This is a genomic window from Streptomyces sp. 3211.6, from assembly GCF_003634815.1.
Taxonomy (GTDB): Bacteria; Actinomycetota; Actinomycetes; order Streptomycetales; family Streptomycetaceae; genus Streptomyces; species Streptomyces katrae_A.
In genome coordinates this window covers 6,440,831-6,459,484 of sequence record NZ_RBXC01000001.1, presented here as the reverse complement: position 1 = coordinate 6,459,484, position 18,654 = coordinate 6,440,831, and the positions used below count along the sequence as shown (strand labels likewise).

The following is an 18,654-nucleotide window of genomic DNA, read 5'->3' as shown; positions in this document are numbered from 1 at the left end:
AACCGGGCCGGAACCCGAGCCCGGCCCCGGGTGCGCCGAAGGGCGCGGCCCCGGGTGGGGTCGCGCCCTTCGGGCAGCGGTCGCGGGGGGCCTCAGGCCTCCGGGGAACCGCCGAAGCGCTCGCGGTAGGACTCCAGGTCCTCCTCGGTGACACGGGCGAACAGGACCGGCGGCACGGTGAACGGGGTCCCGGCCGGAACCGCGTCCAGCGCCCTGGCCTGCTCCGGGGTCACCCAGGTCGCGGTGTCGCCGGGCAGGTCGAACGCGGTGCGCATGGCGCGCGCCGAGGCCGGGATGAACGGCTCGGAGACCACCGAGTAGAGGTGGATGAGGTTCATCGCGGTGCGCAGGGTCAGCGCGGCGGCGTCGAGGTCGGTCTTGACCTCCAGCCAGGGGGCCTTCTCGTCCAGGTAGGAGTTGCCCGCGGACCACAGGGCGCGCAGCGCGGCGGCGGCCTTGCGGTACTGGAGGGTCTCCATGTGGCCCTCGTACTCGGCCAGCAGCTCGGCGATCTGCTCGCCCAGCTTGGCCTCGGCCTCGCCGGCGGGGCTGCCGGCCGGGACCTCGTCGCCGAACTTCTTGCGGGAGAAGGTCAGGACGCGGTTGACGAAGTTGCCGAGGGTGCCGCCGAGGTCCTTGTTGACCGTGGCCGCGAAGTGCTCCCAGGTGAACGAGGAGTCGTCGGACTCGGGGGCGTTGGCGATCAGGAAGTAGCGCCAGAAGTCGGCCGGAAGGATCTCCAGCGCCTGGTCGGTGAAGACGCCGCGCTTCTGCGAGGTGGAGAACTTGCCGCCGTAGTACGTCAGCCAGTTGAAGGCCTTGACGTAGTCGACCTTCTTCCAGGGCTCGCGGGTGCCGAGCTCGGTGGCCGGGAACATCACCGTGTGGAACGGGACGTTGTCCTTGGCCATGAACTGCGTGTAGCGGACGTCCTCGGCCTCGTACCACCAGGACTTGTAGTCGCGGCCCGCCGGGTCGGCGTCCGCCCACTCCTTGGTGGAGGCGATGTACTCGATGGGCGCGTCGAACCAGACGTAGAAGACCTTGCCCTCGGCGGCCAGTTCGGGCCAGGTGTCGGCCGGGACCGGGACGCCCCAGTCGAGGTCGCGGGTGATGGCGCGGTCGTGCAGGCCCTCGGTCAGCCACTTGCGGGCGATGGAGGACGCCAGCTGCGGCCACTCCTCCTCGTGGCGCGCGACCCAGGCCTCGACCTCGTGCTGGAGCTTGGACTGCAGCAGGAAGAGGTGCTTGGTCTCGCGGACCTCCAGCTCGGTGGAGCCGGAGATGGCCGAACGGGGCTCGATCAGGTCCGTGGGGTCGAGGACGCGGGTGCAGTTCTCGCACTGGTCGCCGCGGGCCTTGTCGTAACCGCAGTGCGGACAGGTGCCCTCGACGTAGCGGTCCGGCAGGAAGCGGCCGTCGGCGGGCGAGTACACCTGCCGGATCGCCCGCTCCTCGATGAAGCCGTTCGCCTGGAGCTGCCGCGCGAAGTGCTGCGTGATCTCGGCGTTCTGCGCGGAGGAGCTGCGGCCGAAGTAGTCGAAGGACAGCTCGAAGCCGTCGTAGACCGCCTTCTGGGCGTCGTGGGCCTGCGCGCAGAACTCGGCGACCGAGATCCCGGCCTCCTTGGCGGCGAGTTCGGCGGGGGTGCCGTGCTCGTCGGTGGCGCAGATGTACAGGACGTCGTGGCCGCGCTGGCGGAGGTACCGGGAGTACACATCCGCCGGAAGCATCGACCCGACCATGTTGCCCAGGTGCTTGATCCCGTTGATGTACGGAAGCGCGCTGGTGATCAGGTGTCGAGCCATCCTCGGATGCTCCATTTCAGTTCATTTCTACGGATCCATGCGGCGGCGGCCCCCCTCGGACGTGCCGTGGGCGTGCCGTGGGCGTGCCCTGCCGAATACGCATGGTGAGGCGGTTCATCGTATCGAACCGCGGGCCCGGACCCCGACCGGTATCCGGAGGGCGGACGCCGGGGCCGCCTCCGGGCCCGGCGCATGCGTCGGCGCATGCGTCGGCATATGCGTCGGCATATGCATCGGCATATGCGTACGTACCGACGGGCCCCCCGCCTGATCGGGATCGCTCACGAACCGGTCACCGCCCGACGTAATCCCTTCAGCTTCCTCATCCACGCCCCCCGAGTGCGCCGGTACTGCTCTCATGGACCGGCACCAGGGGATGAGGTGGGGAACGGTGAACGATGGCGGACCGGAGGAGTCCGGCGGGGCCGTGGGACTGCCCAGCCGGCGGCGGCAGCCGACGCCCATGAGCCAGTGGGACCCGACGGCGCGCCTGTCGTACTGGGCCTTCCACAGCAACCGGCGGCCGGCGTACATGCGCTTCGCGTACCTCCAGCTCGGCTCCGACGCGGACGCCGAGGACGCGGTGGACGCCACCTTCGACTCGATCATGCACGAATGGCTCCGCATGCTGCACATGGACCGCCTCGACGCCTACGCCTGGACCGTGCTGAAACAGCGCATCGTCGACTGGCAGCAGCGCCGCGACCCCCGCCTGCGCCGGCCCGAGCCGATGGACATCAGCGCCTTCGAGGCGGCCCTGAAGGAGGAGCATCCCGACCAGTACGAGGTACTGACCGACACCATCCGCTTCTACCAGGCCGTCTCCCGCCTCGCCGAGCGGCAGCGGGACACCGTGATGCTGCGCTACGGGCTCCAGTGCACCCCGGGCGAGGCCGCCGCCGTGATGGGCGTCGACGAGGCCACCGTCCGCTCGCAGCTCGGCCAGGCCCACCGGCGCCTCGCGCGGCTGCTCGACACCGCTCCCGAATCATGACCGCCGCCGCCGACGACGACGACCGCACCGGGGCGGACCGGAGCCGCGCCGCGGCCCGGCGCCCCCTGTCCGAATTCCTGCTCCGCGCGGGCGTGCGCGACCGCTACCCGCACTACGACCTGGGCGCCGCCGAGGCCCGCCTGCTGCGCACCCCCCGCGCGTCGGGCGCCCCGGCCGACCCGGCCGGCCGGGGCCGGCGGCGCCCCTTCGGCTGGAGCGACCCCGCCCGGGACTGTCCCGTGGACTCCGAACGGGCCCGCCGGGACCTGAAGGCCGCCTGCCTCTCCGTGGTCTGCGACCCGCACGCGCGGCGCGACCTCTGCCGCTTCGTGGACGGCGGCCACGCCGACCCGCCGGGCGCGGTCGTCTTCGGCTGCCTGCTGCACCTGGCGGGGCTGGGCGAGGGCGCCCGGTTCTGGTGGCAGTTCGCCGCCGGGTCCGGGAACGCGCGCACCGCCCCCGCCGCGTACTGCCTGTTCCTGGACCACTCCCGGCGCGGGGAGCACCACGACGCCCGCCACTGGGCCCGCGAGCTGGGCCGCCGCGGCTTCAGGCCCGGGGGGCGCCGGGAGCTGCGTGAGGTGCGGCTGTGCGCCCAGGCGGCCGTCCTGCGTCACGTCGTCCAGTGCGACGATCCCGACCTGGGCCCGGTGCCGCTGCCCGGCCCGGAGCTTCCCGGGGTGCTGGCCGCGTTCCTGGCGCCGCCCCGGCTCCCGGCGCGCCGGCCGCGCCCCGCCGCGGGCCCGCTGCGCCACCCCGCGCTGACCGCGGCCGCGCGGGGGACGGCGGTGCGGGCCGAGACCGGCGAGGCCCTGGCGCAGGCGCGGCGCGCGCTGGACGTCGTACGGGTCCTGGAGCGGCACCCGCTGGGGGTGCGCGCCGGGCAGCTCGCGCGGAAGGCCGGGCTCACGGAGGCTGCGCTGCGGCCGCTGCTGTCGATGCTGTGCGAGGAGGAGTACGCCTACCGGCCCGGCGCCGGGGTGTACGCGCCCGGCCCGGCGCTGGACCGGCTCGCCGCCCCGGGCGGCGGCGCTCTGGCGGCACAGCTCCAGCGCACCCTGGCGCTGGCACGGGACAGCGCGGGCGCCGCCGTCTACCTCAGCCGGTACGCGGAGGGCGAGGTCCGGATCACCCAGATGGCGGACGGGCCCGGTGCCCCGCCGGTGCGGGAGTGGGTGGACTTCAAGGCCGCCGCGCACGCCAGCGCGGTCGGCAAGTGCCTGCTGACCCAGCTCGACCACGAGGTCCGGGCCGACCACGTGGCCCGCCACCGCCCGGCCCGGCTCACCCCGCACACCATCACCGACAGCCGGGCCCTGTTCAGCGCCCTGGACGCGCTGGCCCCCGGAGCCCCCGTCTTCGACCTGCGCGAGTACTCCCCCGGGGTCGTCTGCTCGGCGGTGCCCATCGCCACGGGCGGCGCCGCCGGAAGCCTGGCCCTCTCCCTGCCCGCCGCCCACGCCCACCGCCTGCAGGAGGCCACGGAGGCCCTGCGCCGCAAGGCGGTCCCGGTGCTGCTGGCCCTGCTGCTGTGGGGTGCCATCCCACCCGACGCCCCGGAGCAGGCCCCGCCCCCGGCGGCCGCCGCCCCGACCCCGGAGACCCTGCGCCACCTGCGCCACCTGGGCCGGCTCTTCCGGACCCCGCTGACCCGGTTCGCGGCGTCGGCCGCCGGCCCGCACCTGGTCAGCGACTCCGCGTCAGGGGCGGCGTACCTGTTCGGGACCGATCCGGAGGGCGAGGGCCCGCGCCTGGCGCTGCCCCAGACCCTGGGCCCCCTGGCCCCGGGCAGCCTCCCGGCCCAGGAGGGGCTGGTGGTCCTGGGCACCTGACGGGATGCCGTGGCTCCTAGGACGCGAAGGAGTCGAGGGCGGTGTCGAAGTGGGCCCTGGCCTCGGCGAGGCGGCCGACGGGGGCCGAGACCCAGACGTCGTACATCCGGCCGTTCCGGTCCCAGCCCAGGTCGTAGGTGTGCCGTGGGCCCTCGGCGGTGCTGAAGCCGTTCCAGGTGAACTCCCACAGGGCCGCGGGCAGTCCGTCGTGGGTGGTGGGGACGACCGAGCCGTCGCGGTAACCGGGGTTGTTGGACGGTCCGTTCGCGTCGGAGCGCCGCATCGCGGCGAGCGCTCCGCCCGGCGACGCGGACGTCACCTTGATGCCGATCCGGAACGCGCCGTCCGGGGAGACGTAGAAGACCCGCTGGTCGTCGGTGGTGCGCTGGAAGCCCTGGGGCACTGCGAGGCCGAAGCCCGCCGGGTCGGCGACCCACCGGTACCCGGCGGGCGCGGGCTTCCCGGCGGGGGCGGGCGGGGCCGGTGCGGGCGCGGTCACGGTGGTGGTCGCCGTCGCCGTCGCCATCGCGGGGGAGGCGGCGGGGGTCGCGGGCGGGGAGGCCGCCGGGAGCAGCGGGGCGGTCGTGGCGGAGGCCGCCGGGCCGGGGCGGTCGTCCTGCGCGGTGTCCCGGCCGCCCGCCGGGCGGGAGAGCAGGGAGGTCACGGCCACGGCGCCGACGACGGCCGTCACGACGAGCGCGGCGACCAGTCCGGCGCGCAGACCCGCCCGGGGCTTCGCCTCCTGCGCGGGGCCGGTCTGCGCGGTGGCCCGTTCGGTCGGCGTCCAGCCCGCCGGGGCGGGGGCGGGGGCGGCGGACCGGTCGGGGGCGGTGGCGGGGCCGAGGACGGGGAGGCTGCCGGTGGTCACGTACGCCGACAGCATCCGCTGTGCCTGGGCCGCTCCCAGCCGGCGGTCGGGGTCGCGTTCCAGCAGGCCACGGACCAGCGGGGCCAGCGGGCCCGCCTGTGCGGGCGGGCGGATCTCGTCCTGCACGACGGCGTGCAGGACCCCGCCCAGCGAGTCGCGGTGGAAGGGGGACTCTCCGGTCAGCGCGGCGCACAGCAGGGCGCCCAGGGACCACAGGTCGGACGCGGGGCCGGCGGCGGCTCCCTGCATCCGTTCGGGAGAGGTGTACTCGGGCGAGCCGACGAATGCGCCGGTCTCGCTGATGGTGGTGGAACCGGCCAGGCGGGCGATGCCGAAGTCGGTGAGCACCACCCGTCCGGTGCCCGCCTCCATGAGGACGTTGGCCGGCTTGACGTCGCGGTGGAGCACCCCGCGCTCGTGGGCCGCGTCCAGGGCGCCGAGCAGGGCGAGTCCGACGCGGGCGGTCTCCCCGGTGTCCAGGGGGCCGGTGGTGGTGAGGCGGTCGGCGAGCGAGCCGCCCTCGACGAGTTCCATGACGATGTACGGCCGGGCGTCGTCCTCGACGACGTCGTGCACGACGACCACGTGCGGGTGCTTGATCTGTGCGACGGTCCGGGCCTCGCGCAGCGCCCCCGCCGCTTCCCCGTCCTCGCCGACGTGGAGTTCCTTCACGGCGACCGCACGTCCCAGGAGCTCGTCGGAGGCCTGCCAGACGGTCCCCATGCCGCCCCGGCCCAGCCTCTTCCCCAGGCGGTACCGCCCGGCGATCACGACGTCCTTGCGCGGTTCGTCCTGCGGCACGCTGTTCCCCCTCGACCCGGTCGGGCCCATGATGCCGCACCGGCGGATCCGGCCACCGGGCTCCGCCCCGGAACACGAAAAAGAACCCCACCGGAGTGGGGTTCTCTGTCTGTGTCCGAGGGGGGACTTGAACCCCCACGCCCGATAAAGGGCACTAGCACCTCAAGCTAGCGCGTCTGCCATTCCGCCACCCGGACCGGTGGTCGGCCCCGGTTTCCCGCGGCGACATGGACAACCATAGCAAAGGATCGGCGGCCCTCCGACCAGTTATCCGGCCCGGCCGCCGGCCCGCCACGCCGCGCTGACCTGCGGCCGGACACTTCCCGGGCCCGGTCGTCGACGCCCTAGGGGCAGCGGATGACCTGGCCGGCGTAGGAGAGGTTGCCGCCGAAGCCGAACAGGAGGACCGGGGCGCCGGTGGGGATCTCTCCGCGCTCGACCAGCTTGGAGAGGGCCATCGGGATGCTGGCCGCCGAGGTGTTGCCGGAGTCGACGACGTCGCGGGCGACGACGGCGTTCACGGCGCCGATCTTGGCGGCGAGGGGCTCGATGATCCGCAGGTTGGCCTGGTGCAGGACGACCCCGGCGAGCTCCTCGGGGGTGATCCCGGCCTTCTCGCAGGTCTTGCGGGCCAGGGCCGGAAGCCGGCTGGTGGTCCAGCGGTAGACGGCCTGGCCCTCCTGCGCGAAGACCGGCGGGGTGCCCTCGATGCGCACCGCGTGGCCCATCTCCGGGACCGAGCCCCACAGCACCGGGCCGATGGCCGGTTCGGCGCTGGCCTCGACGACGGCGGCGCCGGCGCCGTCGCCGGTCAGCACGCAGGTGGTGCGGTCGGTCCAGTCGGTGATCCCGGCCATCGTGTCGGCGCCGATGACCAGGGCACGGGTGGCGGAGCCGCAACGGATGGCGTGGTCGGCGGTGGCCAGGGCGTGGGTGAAGCCCGAGCAGACGACGTTGAGGTCCATCACGGCGGGCGCGCCGGCCATCCCCAGCTTGGCGGCGACGCGGGCGGCCATGTTGGGGGAACGGTCGATGGCCGTGGACGTGGCCACGATGACGAGGTCGATGTCGTCGGGGGCCAGGCCGGCGTTGGCGAGGGCCTTGGCGGCGGCCTGGTAGGCCAGCTCGTCGACCGGTTCGTCGGGGCCCGCGATGTGCCGGGTCCTGATGCCGACGCGGGAGAGGATCCACTCGTCGCTGGTCTCGACCATGCCCGCGAGGTCCTCGTTGGTGAGCACCTTCGCGGGCTGGTAGTGCCCTAGCGCCACCACGCGTGAACCGGTCATGGGCGGGATCCCCCTTTTGTACGGCAGTCAGGATCATTCACCTTCTCCTGCTACCGGCGAGTACGTCTGCATGCAACCCAACAGGATTGGGGCATCGGAATTTGGAGAATTCCCAGCATCCCCCAGCCCGGAGACCGGGCCCGTCGACGATCCGGGAGAATGTCCTCGTCAGGTGCACGATCGGTGCACGACGCAGGACGGAAGCGGGCGGGGCTGATCGCGATGGGACGGGTCACCGAGCGGCGCCGCGTCATACGGGTCCGGGGCGGGGCGGCCGGTGTCCGGCCGGACACCCTGGTCGCGGAGGAGCCGCTGGAGATACGGCTGAACGGCAAGCCGCTGGCCATCACGATGCGCACCCCCGGTGACGACTTCGCGCTGGCGGCGGGCTTCCTGGTCAGCGAGGGCGTGATCGCGCGGGCGTCGGACGTCCAGGCCGTGACCTACTGCGAGGGGGCCGCGGAGGACGGCTCCAACACCTACAACGTGGTCAACGTGCAGCTGGCCGCCGGGGTTCCGGTGCCGGACATCACGCTGGAGCGCAACGTCTACACCACCTCCTCCTGCGGTCTGTGCGGCAAGGCCAGCCTGGACGCGGTGCGTACGGCGACGCGTTTCCCGGGGCTCGCCGCGGACCCGGTACGGCTCCGCGCGGAACTGCTCGCGGAGCTGCCGGACCGGCTGCGGGCGGCGCAGAAGGTCTTCGACCGCACGGGCGGGCTGCACGCCGCCGGGCTGTTCTCGGCGGAGGGCGAGCTGCTCGACGTACGGGAGGACGTGGGGCGGCACAACGCCGTGGACAAGATCGTCGGGCGGGCGCTGCAGGCCGGGCGGCTGCCGCTGGCCGGGGCGGTGCTGCTGGTGTCGGGCCGGGCCTCGTTCGAGCTGGCGCAGAAGGCGGTGATGGCCGGGATCCCGGTGCTGGCGGCGGTGTCGGCGCCGTCCTCGCTGGCGGTGGACCTGGCGGCGGACTCGGGGCTGACGCTGGTGGGCTTCCTGCGGGGGCCGGACATGAACATCTACGCGGGTGAGGAACGGATCCTCCTGCCCGCCCCCGAGGGGTCCTAGGGTCGGCGCCTGCCCCGGCGCGGGGTGGCGGCCGGTTTCGGCTCCGGGGGGTCGATGCGGTGCAGGTCGAGGGTGGCCGGGAGCGGGGTGGCGCCCGGGCCGCCGGACTCGGCCCAGGCGATGATCTCGTCCGTCGCGGTGTCGTCCAGGGCCCAGCCGAACCAGACGGCGCGGGCGCCCCGGCGGCGGGCCTCGGTGGTGGGCTGGACCACGATCACGTTGGCCCGCTCGCAGGGCCCGAGGCAGTCGCTGGTCCGTACGGCCAGCCGGCCCCCGGAGGCGTCGGCGGCCTCGCGGAGCCGGGCGAGCTGGCCGGCGTGGTCGGTGCCGGGGTTCTTGCGGGGGTCCCCGCAGCAGCAGCCCCGGCAGACCACGAGGGTGCAGGGGCGGGGGGCGTGGGCGGCGAGCGGGCGTATCCAGGTCACCGCCGCACGTTACCGGCCCCGCGCGGCCGGGTGTTGGGGCCGGGACGAGACCTCCGCCACAGAGCGGTCCGGGAGTTGGGCGCCGTCCCCTTCCTGCGGGTCGCGGGCGCGGCGGCGGGCGAGGGCGGCGCAGACCATCAGCTGCATCTGGTGGAAGAGCATGAGCGGCAGCACGGCCAGGGAGGCCTGGGCCCCGAACAGGACGCTGGCCATGGGGAGTCCGGCGGCCAGGCTCTTCTTGGACCCGGCGAACTGGATCGCGATCCGGTCCGCGCGGCCGAAGCCGAGGCGGCCGGCCCCGTACCAGGTGACGAGGAGCATGGCGGCGAGGAGCACGGCCTCCACGGCCATCAGCGCGCCCAGGCGCGGGAGGCTGACCCGGTGCCAGACCCCGGCGGCCATGCCCGCGCTGAAGGCGGCGTAGACGACGAGGAGGATCGAGCCCCGGTCGACGAGGCCGAGGACCTTCTTGTGGCGGGTGAGGAAGCCGCCGACCCAGCGGCGCAGGGTCTGGCCGAGGAGGAAGGGGAGCAGCAGCTGGACGACGATCTTCAGGAGGGAGTCCGCGGAGAAGCCGCCGGTGTCGCCGCCGAGCAGGGCTCCGGCGAGCAGGGGGGTCACGACGATGCCGGCGAGGCTGGAGAAGGAGCCGGCGCAGATCGCGGCGGGGACGTTGCCGCGGGCGATCGAGGTGAAGGCGATGGAGGACTGGACGGTCGAGGGGACCAGGCAGAGGAAGAGCAGTCCGTTGTAGAGGGGCTGCGTCAGGAGGGTGGGCACGAGGAAGCGGGCGGCCAGGCCGAGGGCCGGGAAGAGCAGGAAGGTGCAGGCCAGCACGGTGAGGTGGAGCCGCCAGTGGCGCAGTCCGTCAAGGGCCTCGCGGGTGGAGAGCCGGGCTCCGTAGAGGAAGAAGAGCAGGGCCACGGCGGCGGTGGAGGCGCCGTCGGCGACGGTGGCGGCGGGGCCGCGGGCGGGGAGCAGCGCGGCGAGGCCCACGGTGGCGAGCAGCGCCAGGACGTAGGGGTCCAGGGGGAGCCGGGCGGGGAGTCGGGGGCGTGGCATGGGCGGTGCTCGCTTGCTGTCGTCCAAGGGAGGGTGCCCGGTTGCGGCGGGCGGCTTCCATCGTCGCCGCTCGCCGGTCATCGGGAAACCCGCACACCGCTCTGACTGCCATCGCGCATCGTGATGAGCCCGCCTTAGTCTGGGGGTGTGTACGACCCGGTCCAGCTGCGCACCTTCCTCACGGTGGCCCAGACGCTGAGCTTCACCCAGGCCGCGGGGCGGCTGGGGGTGCGGCAGTCCACGGTCAGCCAGCACGTGCGGCGGCTGGAGGAGGCCACGGGCCGGCCGCTGTTCGCCCGGGACACGCACAGCGTGGCGCTGACGGAGGACGGGGAGGCGCTGCTGGGCTTCGCGCGCACGATCCTGGAGGCGCACGAGCGGGCGGCGGCCTTCTTCGCCGGGACGCGGCTGCGGGGGCGGCTGCGGTTCGGGGCCTCGGAGGACTTCGTGCTGACGCGGCTGCCGGAGATCCTGGAGGGGTTCCGGCACGAGCACCCCGAGGTGGACCTGGAGCTGTCGGTCGAGCTGTCGGGCGTCCTGCACGAGCGGCTGGACGAGGGCCGTCTGGACCTGGTGCTGGCCAAGCGGCGCGGGCCGGGGGACGAGCGGGGCCGGCTGGTGTGGCGGGACCGGATGGTGTGGATCGGGGCGGAGGGGCTGCGGCTGGACCCGGAGCGCCCGGTGCCGCTGATCGTGTTCCCGCCGCCGGGGATCACCCGGGCGCGGGCGCTGGAGGTGCTGGAGCGGGAGGGGCGGGCCTGGCGGATCGCCTGTACGAGCGGGAGCCTGAGCGGTCTGATCGCGGCGGCCCGTGCGGGGCTCGGGGTGATGGCGCACACCCGGGGGCTGATCCCGCCGGGTCTGGTGCGGGTGGGCGGGCTGCCGGAGCTGGGGCCGGTGGAGTTCGCCCTGCTCCAGGGGCGCCGCCCGACGCCGGCCGCGGAGGCGCTGGCGGCCGCGGTGCTGGCGGGCGGGGACCGGCTGAGCCGGGCGGCGTAGGGCGGCGGCGGGCGGCTCGGCCCGGCCCCGCGCGGGTGAGTGCGCAGGTCGGGCGGGGCCGTGCGCGAGGGGATCTTGTGGAGGTTTCCGCAGGGGTGCCGGGCGTGGGGGCCGGTGGGGTAGCGTCTCGGCGCCCGGGATCCAAGGAGCGGAATGTTGCGCGAGTTCACCGTGCCCCCCGTGGTCAGCGGCCCGCCGGCCGGCGGCCTGGCCGACGTGGTCTTCGAGCATGCCGGGCAGGACCCGCACCGGGTGGCGCTGGGCCGCAAGACGGCCGGGGTGTGGCGGGACGTGACTTCCGGGGAGCTGGCCGGGGAGGTGCTCGCGCTCGCCAAGGGGCTGCTGGCGCAGGGGGTGCGGTTCGGGGACCGGGTCGCGGTGATGGCGCGCACCCGCTACGAGTGGACCCTGTTCGACTTCGCGCTGTGGGCGATCGGCGCCCAGCCGGTCCCGGTCTATCCGACCTCGTCGGCGGAGCAGGTGCACTGGATCCTGTACGACTCCTCCTGCACCGGGTGCGTCGTGGAGGACGAGGACCAGGCGATGACGGTCGGTTCGGTGATCGAGCGGCTGCCCCGGCTGCGGCTGCTGTGGCAGCTCGACGCCGGGGCGGTGGCCGAACTGGTGGCGGCCGGGCGGGGGGTGGACGAGGACGTCGTGCACCGGCACCGGCGTGCGGTGACCCCCGACGCGGTCGCCACCGTCATCTACACCTCGGGGACGACGGGCCGCCCCAAGGGGTGCGTGCTCACCCACGCGAACTTCATGTTCGAGGCCGACACGCTGGTCGCCCGCTGGAAGTCGGTGTTCCGGGCGGGGCCGGGCGAGCAGCCGTCGACCCTGTTGTTCCTGCCGCTGGCGCACGTCTTCGGGCGGATGGTGGAGGTGGCCGCCGTCCGGGCGGGGGTCAAGCTCGGGCACCAGCCGGCGGTGGCCGCCTCGGAGCTGCTGCCCGATCTGGCCGCCTTCCGGCCGACGTTCGTACTGGGGGTCCCGTACGTCTTCGAGAAGGTGTTCGCGGCGGCGCGCCGCACGGCGGAGGCGGAGGGGCGGACGGGGCCCTTCGACCGGGCGGTGGAGACGGCCGTGCGGTACGCGGAGGCGCGGGAGCAGAAGGCGTTCGGGACGGGGCCGGGGCCCTCGGCCGCGCTGCGGATGGAGCACCAGCTCTTCGAGAAGCTGGTGTACGGCAAGGTCCGCGAGGCCCTGGGCGGGCGGGTGCGGCACGCGATGTCGGGCGGCTCGGCGATGGCGCGCCGGCTGGGGTTGTTCTTCGACGGCGCCGGGATCACGGTGTTCGAGGGGTACGGGCTGACGGAGTCCTGCGCGGCGGCCACGGCGAACCCGCCGGGTGCGGTGAAGTACGGGACGGTGGGGCCGCCGATCCCGGGCACCACGGTGCACATCGCCGAGGACGGGGAGGTGTGGCTGTACGGCCGTCACGTCTTCTCCGGCTACCTGGGCGACGCGCGGGCGTCGGAGGAGGTGCTGCGGGAGGGCTGGCTGGCGACCGGGGACCTGGGGCGGCTGGACGGCGACGGCTATCTGACGATCACCGGGCGCAAGAAGGAGATCCTGGTGACCTCGAACGGCAAGAGCGTGGCGCCGGCGGCGCTGGAGGAGCGGGTGCGTTCGCATCCGCTGGTGTCCCAGTGCGTCCTGGTGGGCAACGACCGGCCGTTCGTCACGGCGCTGGTGACCCTGGACATGGAGGGGATAGCGCACTGGCTGTCGATGCGCGGGCTGGCGCAGCGGTCGGCGGAGCAGCTGGTGGGGGATCCGGAGCTGACGGCGGAGGTGCGGCGGGCGGTGGTGGCGGCCAACACCCTGGTGTCGCAGGCCGAGCAGATCCGCGCCTTCCGGGTGCTGACGGGGCAGTTCACGGAGGAGCGGGGGCTGCTGACGCCCTCGCTGAAGCTGAAGCGGCGGGCGATCGAATCGGCGTACGCGCGGGAGATCGCGGAGCTCTACCCTTCCTGACCGCCCACCCCGCGCGGCCGGGGCACCCGCCGGTACGGCTCCCGCGCGGGCTGGGCCGTCCGGGTGGTGGGGTGGCCGCAGGTGGCGGGGGCGGGAATACGGTGTGCGGGAGGCCGGTTGTGGCCCTCCGTGCGCCACCGCGCACACCGCACCGCGCCGACCCCGAGGAACACCCGTCGTGAACCAGGTCCCGAACATCAAGCTCAACAACGGCACGCTCATGCCCCAGCTCGGCTTCGGCGTCTGGCAGGTTCCCGACGAGGAGGCGGAACGGGTCGTCGGGGCCGCGCTGGCGGCCGGCTACCGCAGCGTCGACACCGCGGCGGTCTACGGCAACGAGCGGGGTACCGGCCGGGCGGTGACCGGCTGCGGGCTGCCGCGCGAGGAGCTGTTCGTCACCACCAAGCTGTGGAACGGGCCGGACCGGCGCTGGGACCGGGACGCGGTGCTGCGCGCCTTCGACGACTCGCTCGGCAAGCTGGGCCTGGACCACGTCGACCTGTACCTGATCCACTGGCCGCGCCCGATGCGCGACGACTTCCTCACCATCTGGAAGACCTTCGAGGAGATCGCGGCGAGCGGCCGCGCCAAGGCCGTCGGCGTGTCGAACTTCCGCCCGGCGGACCTGGAGCGGCTCGGGGCCGAGAGCTCTCTGGTCCCGGCGGTGAACCAGATCGAGCTGCACCCGCTGTTCCCGCAGCCGGAACTGCGCGCCCTGCACGCCCGGCTCGGGATCGCGACCGAGGCCTGGTCCCCGCTGGGCCAGGGCAAGGAGCTGCTGGAGCTCCCGGCGGTCACCGCCGTGGCCGCCAAGCACGGGCGCAGCGCGGCGCAGGTGGTGCTGCGCTGGCACCTCCAGCTGGGCACCATCGTGATCCCGAAGTCGGTGACCCCCTCCCGGATCCGGGAGAACCTGGACGTGTTCGGGTTCGAGCTGGACGCCGAGGACCTGGCGGCGCTGGACGCGCTGGGCGCGGACGGGCGCCGCATCGGTCCGGACCCGGCCGTCTTCGACGTCTGAAGCGGACGTGGACGTGGACGCTCCCCGATCCGCCGGTTCCGCCGCCTCTTCGGCCGCTTCCGCCGCCCGCCCGGGCCGTACGGGCCCGCGGGAGGGGGTCTACCTGATCCGTAACGAGGGCAGCGGGCTGATGCTCCAGCTGGAGGGGGCCTCCCGGGTGCGGGTCGGCCCCGACGGGCCGCCCGCGCCGGTGGCCGCCCGGCGGTGGCGGCTCGCGCCGACGCACGGCGGCGCGGGGGTGTTCCACGTGGTGAGCGAGGACAACGGCCGGCGCCTCGACGTCGCGAACGCCTCGACCGACAGCGGGGCGCGGGTGCAGGTGTGGCGGGCCAACGCCTTCGGCGCCCAGGAGTGGGTGGTCGAGGAGCACCTGGAGGATCCGGGGGTGGTCTCGCTGGTGGCGTGCATCAGCGGCCTGCTGCTGGAGGCCGACGGCGAGGGCCGGGCCCGGCAGGCCGAGGACACCGACTCGCCGTCGCAGTGGTGGCGGCTGGAGCCGGCGTGACCGTGACCCCGGCGGGGCCTTCGGGCCCGGGCCCGAAGGCCCGGGCCGCGGTCAGTTCGCGCCGTGGGACGGCGCCAGGGCCTCGACGCGTTCGGCGAGGGCGAAGTCGGTCTCGGTGACCTGGCCGCCGGCGTCGTGGCTGTTGACCGCGAGGCGAACGGTGTTGTAGCCGAGGGTGAGGTCGGAGTGGTGGTTCAACTCGTCCTGGACCACGGCGATGTGGGCCACGAGCGCGCTGGCGGCGCGGTGCGTGCCCACCCGGTAGGTGCGCAGGAGCCGGTCGTCTTCGAAGGCCCAGCCGGGGAGTTCCCGGAGCCGGTCCTCGATCTCCTTCTGCGAGAGCGGTTCGCTGGGCATCCGCAGCCTCCTCGTGCTCGTTGCTCGTCCGCGTCCGTGATGTGCAGTCAGTTTTCCACGGTGCGCGCCGGAGTGAACCCTTCCCGCGCCGGGGCGCCCGGGTGCTTCCCCCCGGGGCGGCCGGCCGTCCCGTCCGGGCGCGCGGAACGCGTCCGGTGCGGGCCGGTGTTCCTCGGTTAACGTCGTGGGCATGACGACCTCGATCTCGGCAGACGCCCCTTCCGCGGGTCCCCTGCTGCGCGCCTGGCGGGTGCGGCGCGGGATCAGCCAGCTGGAACTGGCGGGCCGTGCCGGCTCCTCCTCCCGGCACATCAGCTTCATCGAGACGGGCCGCTCCCGGCCCAGCGAGGAGATGGTGCTGCGCCTCGCCGGCCACCTCGACGTCCCGGTGCGGGAGCGCAACGCGCTGCTGCTGGCGGCCGGATACGCGCCCCGGTACGCGCACACCCCGATCGACGACCCTGCCCTGGGCGCCCTGCGCGAGGGCCTGGAGCGGCTGCTGAGCGGCTACGAGCCGTACCCGGCGCTTGTCGTGGACGGGACGTACACGGTGGTCGCGGCCAACCGGGGCGTCGCGATGCTGCTGGAGGGGGTGGCGGAGCACCTGCTGGCGCCGCCGCTGAACGCGATGCGGCTCACCCTGCACCCGCAGGGCCTCGCCCCGCGGATCCGCAACCTGCGGGAGTGGCGGGGCCACCTGCTGGCCCAGATGGAACGGCAGATCGCGCTGGAGCGCTCGGCGCCGCTGCGCGCGCTGTACGAAGAGGTGTCCGCGTACCCGGTGGCGGAGCGGCCCGGCGAGAGCGAGCCGGACGAGGCCGTGCCGTACGTCGCGCTGCCGCTGCGCATCGAGCACGACGGGCACCTGCTGTCGTTCGTGTCGTCCATCTCCACCTTCAACACGCCGATGGACGTGACCGTCGCCGAGCTGGCCATCGAGACCTTCCTCCCGGCGGACCCGGCGACGGTGAAGTACCTGCGCACCCTGGAGTGATCCGTGGTCCCTCGGCTCGGGCCCCGGGGCCGAGTGCGCGGCCCCGGGACCCGATGGCTCCACTGTGCCGCCGGGGGGAGGGCGGGGTCGATTACCCCGCAGGTCATGACGGCCGACCGACCGGTCCTGAACGGGACATTCCAGGACGGCTGAAAACCTACTCGTCCGTATGGCGCGAATGTTGGGGATGCGCTGGAACGGCGCGGTGCCGGAGGTTAGGCTGCACCGCACCGAGCCCCCTCGAACGTCCAGCCGACATACGGAGAACCTCCCGGTGCGAGCCGCCACCTGCCGCGATGCGCCCGGTCGGGACGAGTCCTCCCCGCCGCGCCACGCCGTCGTCATCGGCGCCAGCATGGCCGGCCTGCTGACGGCGGCCGTCCTCTCCGCGCACGCGACGGTCACGGTCGTCGACGCCGACGCCCTCCCCGAGGGCCCGGAGCCCCGGCGCGGGCTGCCCCAGGCGCGGCACGTCCATGTGATGTGGTCGGGCGGGGCGCGCGCCATCGAGGAGATACTGCCGGGCATCACGGACGCCTGGACGGCGGCCGGGGCGATCCGCCGCGGGCTGCCCACCGACCTGGTGACGATGACCGCCCACGGCTGGCTCCCGCGCTACGGCGAGAAGCAGTTCACCGTCTCCTGCAGCCGCGACCTGCTGGACTCCGTGGTCCGCGCCAAGGTCACCGCGCTGCCCGGGGTCGCGGTGCTCCAGCGGAGCCGGGTGCGCGGCCTGGAGGGCACGTCCGCGCGGATCACCGGTGTCCGCGTCGACACACCGCGGGAGGAGGGCCTGCTGATCCCCGCCGACCTCGTGGTCGACGCCGGCGGGCGCGGCTCGCGCTCCCGGCTCTGGCTGGAGGAGCTGGGCGCGGGCGTCGTCCCGCAGGCCGAGGTCGACTCCGGGCTGGTCTACGCGACGCGGATCTTCCGGGCGCCCGAAGGGGCGCACGCCCTGGGCTTCCCCATCGTCAACGTCCAGTCCGACCCGCGGGTTCCCGTGCCCGGCCGCACCGCGACGATCGTCCCCATCGAGAACGGCCTGTGGCAGGCGACCCTCTCCGGCACCCGGGGCGGGCAGCCGACCGGCGACCCCGACGCCTTCGTCCCGTTCGCCAAGGACCTGCGCGACCCGATCGTGGGACAGCTGCTGGAAGGGCGCACCCCCCTGACCGACGTGGCCGTCACCCAGAGCACCACGAACCGGCGCCTGTATTTCGAGAGGACCGCCCTGCCCGACGGCTTCTTCGCCGTGGGCGACTCGGTGGCGACCTTCAACCCGCTCTACGGCCAGGGCATGACGGTCGCCGCCAAGGGGCTGCTCGCCGTCCGCGCCATGCTGCGGTCCGGGGGCCTGTCGCGGCCCGGCTTCGGCAGGGCGGCGCAGCGGGCGCTCACCCCGCCGGTGGCCGCCGCCTGGCGCCTGGCCACCTCGCAGGACATCCTCTACCCCGGCGCCACCGGCATGCGCCCGAGGCCGGGGACGGGCCTGCTGGACGCGTACGTGAACCGGCTGATGGCCGGGGCCACGGTCGAGGAGCCGCTGACGGCCGCCTTCTTCGAGGTCATCACGATGACCAGCCCGCCCACCGCCTGGTTCCGCCCGGACGTGCTCTGGCGGGTGCTGCGGTCCTCCGCCCGGGGCACCCTGAAGACGCCGCCGCTGACGGCCGCCGAGCGCGCGGTCGCCGGGCTGGCCGCGGCAGAGCGGGCGAGCGCCCCGGACCTCGGGGGTCCGGGGCGCTCGTGAGGCGGGAGCGGGGGCTGGGCCGCCGCGCTCAGAGGTCCGCGAGGTCCAGACCGGCCTGGGCGGCCGCGGCGTGGACGGTCTGCTCCAGCAGGACCGCGATGGTCATCGGGCCCACCCCGCCGGGCACCGGGGTGATCAGGGAGGCGCGGGCGGCGGCCGACTCGAAGTGGACGTCGCCGACGTTGCCCTCGTTGTAGCCCGCGTCCAGGACGACGGCGCCCGGCTTGATGTCCTCGCCCCGGATGAACTCGGCCTTGCCCACGGCGGCGACCAGGACGTCGGCCTGGCGGACGATCGAGGACAGGTCCTTGGTGCGGGAGTGGCAGTAGGTGACGGTGGCGTTCTGCTCCAGCAGCAGCATCCCGGCGGGCTTGCCGAGGATCGCACTGCGGCCGACCACGACGGCGTGCTTGCCGGTGAGGTCCACGTCGTACTCGGCAAGCAGGCGCATGATGCCGCCGGGGGTGCAGGAGACGAAGCCGGGCAGGCCGAAGCCCATGGCGGCGAAGGAGTGCATGGTGACCCCGTCGACGTCCTTGCCCGGGGCGATGGCCTCGAAGGCGGCGCGCTCGTCGATGTGGTGCGGGACCGGGTGCTGGAGCAGGATGCCGCTGATCTCCGGGTCCTCGGAGAGGGCCGTGATCGTGGCGACGAGCTCCTGCGTGGTGGTCTCCGCCGGGAGGGCCACGTGGCGGGAGGTGATCCCGGCCTTGGCGCAGCGGTTCTGCTTCATGCGCACGTAGGTGACGGAGGCGGGGTCCTCGCCCACCAGGACGGTGGCCAGGCAGGGCGCGGTGCCGGTGCGCTCGGTGATCTTCGCCGCGAGGGCGGCGGTCTCCTCGGAGATGCGGCGGGCGAGGGCGGTGCCGTCCATGAGCTGGGCGGTGGCCGAAGGGGCAGTCGT

15 protein-coding genes, 1 tRNA gene and 1 pseudogene are annotated in these 18,654 nt (G+C 74.3%); 9 read left to right on the top strand and 8 right to left on the bottom strand.

Annotated features, from left to right (window positions below):
- Positions 1–92: 92 nt before the first annotated feature.
- Positions 93–1,808 carry a methionine--tRNA ligase gene (gene metG, locus BX286_RS29645; protein WP_100862494.1) on the bottom strand — a complete coding sequence of 572 codons (1,716 nt, stop codon included), beginning with the start codon at positions 1,806–1,808 and terminating at the stop codon, positions 93–95.
- Positions 1,809–2,199: 391 nt separating this feature from the next.
- Between metG and BX286_RS29640 the strand changes: the two genes are divergently transcribed.
- Positions 2,200–2,802, top strand: coding sequence for a sigma-70 family RNA polymerase sigma factor (locus tag BX286_RS29640; RefSeq protein ID WP_237293158.1), 603 nt, complete (start codon positions 2,200–2,202; stop codon positions 2,800–2,802).
- A gap of 761 nt (positions 2,803–3,563) precedes the next feature.
- Positions 3,564–4,334 (top strand): annotated as a pseudogene (locus BX286_RS37055) (IclR family transcriptional regulator C-terminal domain-containing protein); the annotation flags it as partial.
- A gap of 316 nt (positions 4,335–4,650) precedes the next feature.
- On the opposite strand, the gene BX286_RS29630 reads toward BX286_RS37055, so the two are convergent.
- From BX286_RS29630 to BX286_RS29620, 3 genes are all read right to left on the bottom strand, one after another.
- Positions 4,651–6,333, bottom strand: a complete 1,683-nt coding sequence (locus tag BX286_RS29630) for a serine/threonine-protein kinase (protein ID WP_121016813.1) — start codon at positions 6,331–6,333, stop codon at positions 4,651–4,653.
- A gap of 82 nt (positions 6,334–6,415) precedes the next feature.
- Positions 6,416–6,500, bottom strand: a tRNA-Leu gene (locus BX286_RS29625).
- Positions 6,501–6,647: 147 nt separating this feature from the next.
- Entirely contained in the window at positions 6,648–7,589 is a 942-nt protein-coding gene (locus BX286_RS29620) for a beta-ketoacyl-ACP synthase III (protein WP_079430577.1), read from the bottom strand.
- Positions 7,590–7,811: 222 nt separating this feature from the next.
- Here BX286_RS29620 and fdhD point away from each other — a divergent pair, with 222 nt between their 5' ends.
- Positions 7,812–8,657: a formate dehydrogenase accessory sulfurtransferase FdhD gene (gene fdhD, locus BX286_RS29615; protein WP_079432044.1), complete on the top strand. Its 846-nt coding sequence runs from the start codon at positions 7,812–7,814 to the stop codon at positions 8,655–8,657.
- On the opposite strand, the gene BX286_RS29610 is transcribed toward fdhD, so the two are convergent.
- Together BX286_RS29610 and BX286_RS29605 are read right to left on the bottom strand one after the other, a co-directional pair.
- Positions 8,654–9,082, bottom strand: coding sequence for a (2Fe-2S) ferredoxin domain-containing protein (locus BX286_RS29610; protein ID WP_121016811.1), 429 nt, complete (start codon positions 9,080–9,082; stop codon positions 8,654–8,656). The genes fdhD and BX286_RS29610 overlap by 4 nt on opposite strands.
- A 9-nt stretch (positions 9,083–9,091) precedes the next feature.
- Positions 9,092–10,144: a bile acid:sodium symporter family protein gene (locus BX286_RS29605; protein ID WP_121016810.1), complete on the bottom strand. Its 1,053-nt coding sequence runs from the start codon at positions 10,142–10,144 to the stop codon at positions 9,092–9,094.
- A 147-nt stretch (positions 10,145–10,291) separates the two neighbouring features.
- Here BX286_RS29605 and BX286_RS29600 point away from each other — a divergent pair, with 147 nt between their 5' ends.
- From BX286_RS29600 to BX286_RS29585, 4 genes are all read left to right on the top strand, one after another.
- Positions 10,292–11,143: a LysR substrate-binding domain-containing protein gene (locus BX286_RS29600; protein WP_079430575.1), complete on the top strand. Its 852-nt coding sequence runs from the start codon at positions 10,292–10,294 to the stop codon at positions 11,141–11,143.
- A gap of 156 nt (positions 11,144–11,299) precedes the next feature.
- Entirely contained in the window at positions 11,300–13,123 is a 1,824-nt protein-coding gene (locus BX286_RS29595) for a long-chain fatty acid--CoA ligase (RefSeq protein ID WP_121017760.1), read from the top strand.
- A 178-nt stretch (positions 13,124–13,301) separates the two neighbouring features.
- Complete coding sequence (locus tag BX286_RS29590; RefSeq protein ID WP_185117153.1) at positions 13,302–14,144, top strand: aldo/keto reductase; 843 nt, start codon at positions 13,302–13,304, stop codon at positions 14,142–14,144.
- Positions 14,145–14,247: 103 nt separating this feature from the next.
- Positions 14,248–14,649, top strand: a complete 402-nt coding sequence (locus BX286_RS29585; RefSeq protein ID WP_261993652.1) for an RICIN domain-containing protein — start codon at positions 14,248–14,250, stop codon at positions 14,647–14,649.
- Positions 14,650–14,700: 51 nt separating this feature from the next.
- Here the strand turns inward: BX286_RS29585 and BX286_RS29580 are convergent, their stop codons facing one another.
- Positions 14,701–15,006 carry a 4a-hydroxytetrahydrobiopterin dehydratase gene (locus BX286_RS29580; protein ID WP_079430574.1) on the bottom strand — a complete coding sequence of 102 codons (306 nt, stop codon included), beginning with the start codon at positions 15,004–15,006 and terminating at the stop codon, positions 14,701–14,703.
- 190 nt (positions 15,007–15,196) lie between these two features.
- Here BX286_RS29580 and BX286_RS29575 point away from each other — a divergent pair, with 190 nt between their 5' ends.
- The gene (locus tag BX286_RS29575) at positions 15,197–16,000 is read left to right on the top strand and encodes a helix-turn-helix domain-containing protein (protein ID WP_121016808.1); all 804 of its coding nucleotides are present in this window, start codon (positions 15,197–15,199) and stop codon (positions 15,998–16,000) included.
- A 274-nt stretch (positions 16,001–16,274) separates the two neighbouring features.
- Positions 16,275–17,750: an NAD(P)/FAD-dependent oxidoreductase gene (locus tag BX286_RS29570; RefSeq protein WP_261993545.1), complete on the top strand. Its 1,476-nt coding sequence runs from the start codon at positions 16,275–16,277 to the stop codon at positions 17,748–17,750.
- A gap of 28 nt (positions 17,751–17,778) precedes the next feature.
- Here the strand turns inward: BX286_RS29570 and BX286_RS29565 are convergent, their stop codons facing one another.
- Positions 17,779–18,624, bottom strand: coding sequence for a bifunctional 5,10-methylenetetrahydrofolate dehydrogenase/5,10-methenyltetrahydrofolate cyclohydrolase (locus BX286_RS29565; protein ID WP_079432038.1), 846 nt, complete (start codon positions 18,622–18,624; stop codon positions 17,779–17,781).
- Between the last annotated feature and the right edge of the window lie 30 nt (positions 18,625–18,654).